The 7029-nt window shown below is 44.4% G+C and carries 4 protein-coding genes; all 4 read left to right on the top strand.

Annotated features, from left to right (window positions below; genetic code table 11):
- Positions 1-1612 (top strand): DUF4838 domain-containing protein (locus tag IJE10_01005; protein MBQ2966682.1); only part of this gene is annotated, 1612 nt, incomplete at its 5' end.
- Positions 1613-1628: 16 nt separating this feature from the next.
- Positions 1629-3515 (top strand): DUF4838 domain-containing protein, encoded by a 1887-nt coding sequence (locus IJE10_01000; GenBank protein ID MBQ2966681.1) that lies wholly within the window; start codon positions 1629-1631, stop codon positions 3513-3515.
- A 15-nt stretch (positions 3516-3530) separates the two neighbouring features.
- Complete coding sequence (locus tag IJE10_00995; protein ID MBQ2966680.1) at positions 3531-4061, top strand: YgjV family protein; 531 nt, start codon at positions 3531-3533, stop codon at positions 4059-4061.
- Entirely contained in the window at positions 4058-6760 is a 2703-nt protein-coding gene (locus IJE10_00990) for a hypothetical protein (protein MBQ2966679.1), read from the top strand. Before IJE10_00995 ends, IJE10_00990 begins: the two co-directional genes overlap by 4 nt.
- Positions 6761-7029 lie beyond the last annotated feature (269 nt).

Raw genomic sequence — 7029 nt, 5'->3', positions numbered from 1 at the left:
CGGAGAATACATCCCGACAGGCGTTTGTGTTCCCGAAAAGGAAGTTTCATTTACCCGCACTGCAAAAAACAAGTACAGAGGTATGATTATTGAGGGCGGTGTAACCATGGACCTTATGCGTGCCGACATTGACTGGTGCGCCAAAGTCGGACTAAATATGTACATACTGCAGTTTTTTGATCAGACCCTGTTTTTTGAAAGATGGACGAGCCATTTAAGAAATCCGTTATGGATTGATGCAAGAAAAGTTACGCCATCTGAGGCTATGGAATACCGCAACAAAATGGTAAACGAGATAAAGAAGAGAGGTTTGATTTTCAACACGGGCGGACACGGACTTACCAGCATGGCATACGGCGTTCCGCTTACGGCAGAGGGTGAAGTAGTTCCCGATGAAATGAAGGATGCACTTGCGATGATAGACGGAGAGCGTAAGGTGCATGTATCTATAGGTAACACACAGCTTTGCTTTTCCAATCCCGATGTTATTGAAAAGCTTGCAAATTACATAGCAAACTATGCTCGTGAAAACCCCGAGACAGACATATTTGATGTTTCCTTTGCGGATGCCATGAATGTTCACTGTGAATGTGAAAACTGTCAGAAAATTATGCCTGCCGACGGAACGGTACGCATAATAAACCGTGCAGATGAAATTATGACTAAGGAAGGTCTTAAAATGAGGATTTCTGCACCGCTTTATATTGATAATTTATGGGCACCTTCCGAAAAAATCAAAAACCCCGACAGAGCTTTGCTGTCGTTTTGTCCCATCGGCAGAAACTACAAAGCTTCTTATGATGAGGTGGGAGAATTGCCCAAAACACCTGAATTTGTAAGAAACAAAAATGATAATCCGACGGATGTTAGTCTAAACATTGCATTTCTTAAAGACTGGCGTGAAGTGGCAGGTGATATTGACTGCTATTCCTGGGAATATTTCAACTGGAACACGCAGCGATATGTTGACATGGGTAACTTAAACGCCTCCGAAATTGTATATCGGGATATTCAAGCCTTAGAGCAGGTTGGTCTGGATGGCATTTTAAACTGCCAGAGTCAGCGTTCGTTCCTGCCCACAGGTCTTGCGGCATATATGCATGCCAAAACCTTCTGGCATTCCGAAAAAGCATATATGGATTTGGTGAAAGAATATTACGAGGGCGCGTTCGGACAATATGCAGACCTTTTCTATAACCATTTCAGAAGTCTTTCGAATCTTTCAAAAGAAGAGGAATCCTGCGAAAAATCCGAAAAGCTTCTTGAGCTTGTAAACCGCATACTTTCCGAAATTGCTGCGATTGAAAAAGAACAGAAGCTTGATAATCTTTGCCATGCGCAATCTGTATTTTACGCAAAGTATCATGCCATGGTATTTCAACGGATTGCACAAGCCGAGCTGGTTTACTATCGCGACGGCAGTGAGAAATCCATGCCGGAATGGCAGAAAATCATTGATTTTGTGCGCAAAACAGAGGCTTCTGTTTACAACGTATTTGACTTGGTGCATTTTATAAATTACCTTAGAAGTTATGTTCGCACCGGCTATGTGGAAGTGAGAAAACTGTTGGAACAGGAAGAAGAAGAAAAAAAAGGATATGTATTCTTTTAATGAAGGAGAATGAAAAATGAAAGTAAATGTTTTGCTGAATAACGAGACCGTTCTGTTTGCCAAAGCAGAGCTTGAAAAATATTTGTTTTTACTGGACAAGAAAATCTCCGACACCTTTGTGGTGGAGTTGGGATTTATGGACAAAACCGATGACGAGATAGACACGGTGGAAGTAAACATCGGAAAAAACGGCGGTACTTTAAAGGGTTCTAACCCGAGAAGTGTGCTCTATGCGGTGTATCAGTATTTAGAGGCGCTTGGTATCCGCTGGGTGCGCCACGGTCACGATGGTGAATACATCCCTGAGGGGGTTAAGGTTGAAGAACATGAAGTGGTATTTACCCATACCGCGACCAGCAAGTACCGCGGTACCTGTTTAGAGGGAGCAAGCTCCTTAGAGGTGCTTTTAACCAACATTGACTGGGCGGCAAAAATGGGTTTGAATGCTTATTTTCTGCAGTTTACAAATCCCTTTGGCTTTATGAACCGTTGGTATAAGCATCAGCGAAACGGATACCGTTTGAACGAAAATCTGCAACCTGAAGATGGTATGCTTTTTAAAGATAAGGTTGCGGTGGAAGTTAAAAAGAGAGGTCTTTCGTTCCATGATGTGGGACACGGCTGGACCAGTATGCCTTTAGGTCTTCTGGAGTCGGACGGCGAAGGGGATTATCCCGAAGAAATCCGCAGTAAGTTTGCCCTTGTAAACGGCAAAAGAAGTGTGGCAGACGGTGCGGCAAATACCCAGCTTTGCTATTCCAATCCCGAAGTACGTACTTTAATGGCAGAATGTGTGGCGGATTATTCCGAAGCACATCCCGAAATTGATGTCATTCATTTCTGGTTGGCGGACGGCTCGAGCAATTATTGCGAATGTGATGCTTGTCGCCAAAAAAGACCTGCCGACTGGTATGTTATGCTTTTGAATGAGGTGGATGAAGCATTGACCAAGCGTAATCTGGACACCAAAATTGTATTTTTGGCATATCTGGATTTGCTTTGGGCACCGTTGGAAGAAAAAATCAAAAATCTTGACCGTATGATTCTGATGTTTGCGCCCATCGGCAGATTTTATGATACATCCTATGCTCAGGTGGGTGAATTGACCGAGGAAATTCCTTATGAATTGAACAAAATGCATAATCCCAAGGACAATGAGGACAATCTGGGACATCTTGCCAGATGGTACAAGCAATTCCCTGTGGACTGCTTCAGCTATGAGTATTATTACTGGAGAGCCGCAAAGCATCATTACGGCGATTTCGGTACATTTAATCTTGCTAAAATTGTGTATGAAGACATTGTGTCTATGAAAAAGTACAACGTTTTGGGTGTTGTAAGTTGTCAGGCACAAAGAGCATTTATGCCCAACGGTTTCGGTCAGTATGTAATGTGCAAGGCAATGTGGGACGAAAAAATCTCCTTTGAACAGATGACGGATGACTATTTTGAAGCGGCATTCGGCTCTTTGGCAGAAGATTTCAAGGGCTATTTTATGCGTCAGTCCGCAAACAGTAAGGTGGTTATTCATCGTACCGAAGAAATGTCCCTTGCCATCAAGCACGAAGCGGAAAATATGCTTGCCTTCTTAAAAGAAAAGCAGGACGAAATCAATGCGTTGCCTTTTGCCAAACGCAAATCGGTATTTTATGCGCAATTCCATATGGAAATGCTTATAAAATATATGACAGCAGAAGCGGCTACCAAAGAGACATATTATGAAGAAAACAGAGATAAATGGGTAGACTTGGCTCGTTTTGTATATATCAACGAGCCTGAAATGCAAATGGCATTTGACGTGGAGTTGTTTATGAAGGATTTGGCCGTTATCCATCCCGAGCTTAAAAAGTTCCCCGAAATGGGAATGGTGCCGGGCGTTGTGGCAGAATTGATTCCCGATTGATGAGGTGAAGTGAAAATGGATTTCGGATTATCCGAATGGTTAGGACTTATTGTGTCGGTTGCGGTGGTTTTATCCATGCAACTGAAAAATGTACGGTACATTTTGGTGTGTCAGTTGGTTTGCAACGGACTTGGCGCATTAAGCTACATATTAAACGGAAACCTTTCGGGGTGCGGTTTGTACGGGGTTGCAATTTTGCAGACCATTGTCTTCTTTTTGTACCGCCTCAAAAACCCCGACAAAACACCCTTTTTCTTAGCCCTTGCTTTTTTAGTGGCGTTTGGCGTTTGTTCGCTTGCAACTTACAGAATGCCCCAGGATTTGCTGTCTGCCGCGGCAGCGGTCAGCTGTGCGTTGGGATTAGCACAGAAAAAGGCATCGGGCTATCGACTGTTTATGCTTTTAAACGGTGTGCTGTGGCTTTTGTATGATGTTGCGGTTTCTGCGGCAATGACCATGATGCTGTCCCATATCTTAACGGTGGCGGCGGCACTTTTGGGGATTGTCCGATTGGATTTACTTAAAAAAGAAAGAGGGAAAGCATGATGAAAAAAATCACTTTAAAAAAGGCGTTGCCGAATAAAAAGCTGGATAACCCGACTTTTAATAAAAATTTGGATTTGTTTGTGGACAAGCAACCGCCCATGGCATTTGTGGAAGAATTAAAAAAGCCTTTGCATGCGGAAAAACCTAAGGGGTTTGGCTTGCGTGAAAAGGAAACGGGCGAAATTGATGTGCGCGGTATGTATTTAGACATCCGTTTTCCCGATGAAAAGGGATTGTTGGAAACGGCTTTTGATGATTTTGATACCTTTTTAAAGGTGTATGAAATGGGTGGCACGCGGTATCCCGTTCGCATTGAGATGGGGAAAACAAGCTGTTTTGAAGAGCATATTGTGACCGTTTCGGAAAGTGAGTGCGTGATTTGTTCTGCAGATACCGAAGGTGTACGCCGTGCGTTGGTGCATTTGGAGGATTTGATTACCGAAAGTGAAGCGCCTTTTTTAAAGCCTTTTACCGAAACGCGAAAGCCTGCGGTAAAATCCCGTATCACAAGAGGTTTTTTCAGCCCCACAAACCGCGAACCGAATCGGGTGGACGAGCTGTTTAATGACGTGGATTACTATCCCGACAACTACTTAAACCGTATTGCCCATGACGGCAATAACGGTATCTGGATATATACTTATTTTTCGGATTTACTGACCTCCGACATCATCACCGAATACGGCGAAGGCTCGGAGCAAAGACTGGAAAAATTAAGAAAAGTTGTGGAAAAATGCGCAAGATACGGCATAAAGGTGTATGTGTTCGGGGTTGAGCCTTCGGGCTTGCCGGAGGACCTTGCGGGAAAATACCCCGAAATCAACGGTGCGCCGGGATGGAACAGACCTGCCTTTTGCACCCACACGGAGGAGGGGGCAAAATACTGCATCGAAATGACCGAGCGGTTGTTTAGGGCTGTGCCTGATTTGGGCGGTTTTATCGACATCACAGAGGGCGAGCGGGTAACCAATTGCGCGAGTGTGGTAGATTATTCCAAATGTCCCCGATGCGGACAGTATAAAATGGGCGATGTTTTGTCCCACACGGTAGACCTGATTAAAGAGGGGATGCGACGGGCAGGGGCAAAGGGTGAGTTTATCAGTTGGACCTATGGCCACAGAATGTGGGAAATCGAGGACGTAAAGGATTATGTGAAGTCTGCACCAAAGGACGTAGCTTTAATGCAGAACTTTGATGATTACGGCTTTCCGGAGCAGCTTGGTAAAAACCGACTGGCGTTTGACTACTGGCTATCTTACGCAGGACCATCTTATTTATTTGAAGAAACGGCAAAATGCGCCAATGAAAACGGCAAGCAGTTGTATGCAAAAATGCAGGTTTGCTGTTCCCACGAGGTGGCATCTGTGCCGTATGTACCCGTGCCAAGCTTACTCTTTGAAAAGTACAAGGGTGCGCGACAGTATAATGTAGAGGGCATTTTGCAGTGCTGGTATTTCGGCAATTATCCGTCCATGATGAGCAAGGCGGCAGGAGAACTGTCGTTTATGTGGGATTTTTCGGATGCAGATGCCTTTTTAAAGCATCTGGCAGGTATTTTGTACGGCAGAAGCCATGCAGAAGATGTTGCAAAGGCGTGGAAGCTTTTCAGCGCAGCTTATGAGAATTATCCCGTAAACACCATGTTCAGCTATTACGGACCTATGCATGACGGTGTGACATGGGAATTACAGCTTTTGCCCAAAAACCATGCAATGCCCAGAAGCTGGTTTGTGATCGACCGTCCCTATGGCGACCGTGTGTCCGACTGTTTAACCCAGGGACATGATTTGTGGGAAGCGGTGGAGCTTTTGCACCGCATGAACGAGGGCTGGAAAGAAGGCCTTTCAAAATTGCCCGAGGGTGTGTCGGCAGAACTTGAAAGTGTTGCAAAAGCGCTTGGTATTTTGTTTGACAGCGGTTATAATATTATGCGTTTTTACGAGCTTCGCGAAAAGCTGGGTTTAGAGCAGGGCGATGCAAAAGAAATTTTAGAGGAAATGAAGCAGATTGTATACGCAGAAATGGAAAACAGCAAGCGCATGATTCCTCTTTGCGAAAACGACAATCGTTTAGGCTATCATTCCGAGGCGCAGGGCTTTAAATTCTTCCCCGAAAAGATAGAGTTTCGTATCGAGAGCTTAAAAACACTTCTTGAAACCGAATTTTGCGAGGTGGAAGCGCGAATCAACCAAGGCAAAGCACCCCTTGGCTATTACAAGGCAGAGGGAAAGGATTGCTACCCCTTAGGTACAGATTTAGATACCGCCAAAGCCGAAAAAATCGGTGAAATCGGTACGGTGAAGGTGGCTTATGATGCGGATAGAGTTTATTTAGATGTTACCTGTCCGAAAGATGCAGAGGTGATATTTGCCTTTGAAGGCAGGCTTATGTGGCCGTGCTCTGAGATGTATATCCGCGACGGCAAGCCGTTTATGGATGTTAATACCGGCATGTTTAAATCCTTTTTCGGTGACCGCTTTGAAAAGGAATATGAAAAGTATGAGGTAAAGGCTACCGATACGGGGTATTTCATTTCGGCAGACCGCAAGCAAATTGGATGGACGGATGATGAAAAGTCGTTCCGTGCGTTTGTGAGCGTCAACAAGGTGCGGTGGCAGACCGAAGAAAATCCTATAGTGACCTTGGGCAAATTCAACTGGTCTGCAGAGGAATTCCGCTGGATAAAAAAGAAAATATAAATGTAAAAAAAGGGGCTGTAAATTTATTACAGCCCCTTTTTTAGGGAATAGGAAAAAATGTTTGGAATGGACAAACTAAGCCCAAACCGCGTTGCATCGCGGTTTGGGGGTACCCGAAGGCGTACAAAGGTACGTCGAGAGGCGAAGTTTGTTCATAGCAAAAACGCATTTATCAAAAGAAAACGCGCAAAATTTTGCGTGTTTTCTTCATTTTGTGTCTTTCTCGTGCGTTTGCACAAACTTTGTTCGCCTTTATACTCGCGTTTTTG

Source organism: Clostridia bacterium (genome assembly GCA_017410375.1).
Lineage (GTDB): Bacteria > Bacillota > Clostridia > RGIG6154 > RGIG6154 > RGIG6154.
The sequence above is the reverse complement of the archived record's forward strand: the minus strand, read 5'-3'. Positions and strand labels throughout refer to the sequence as shown.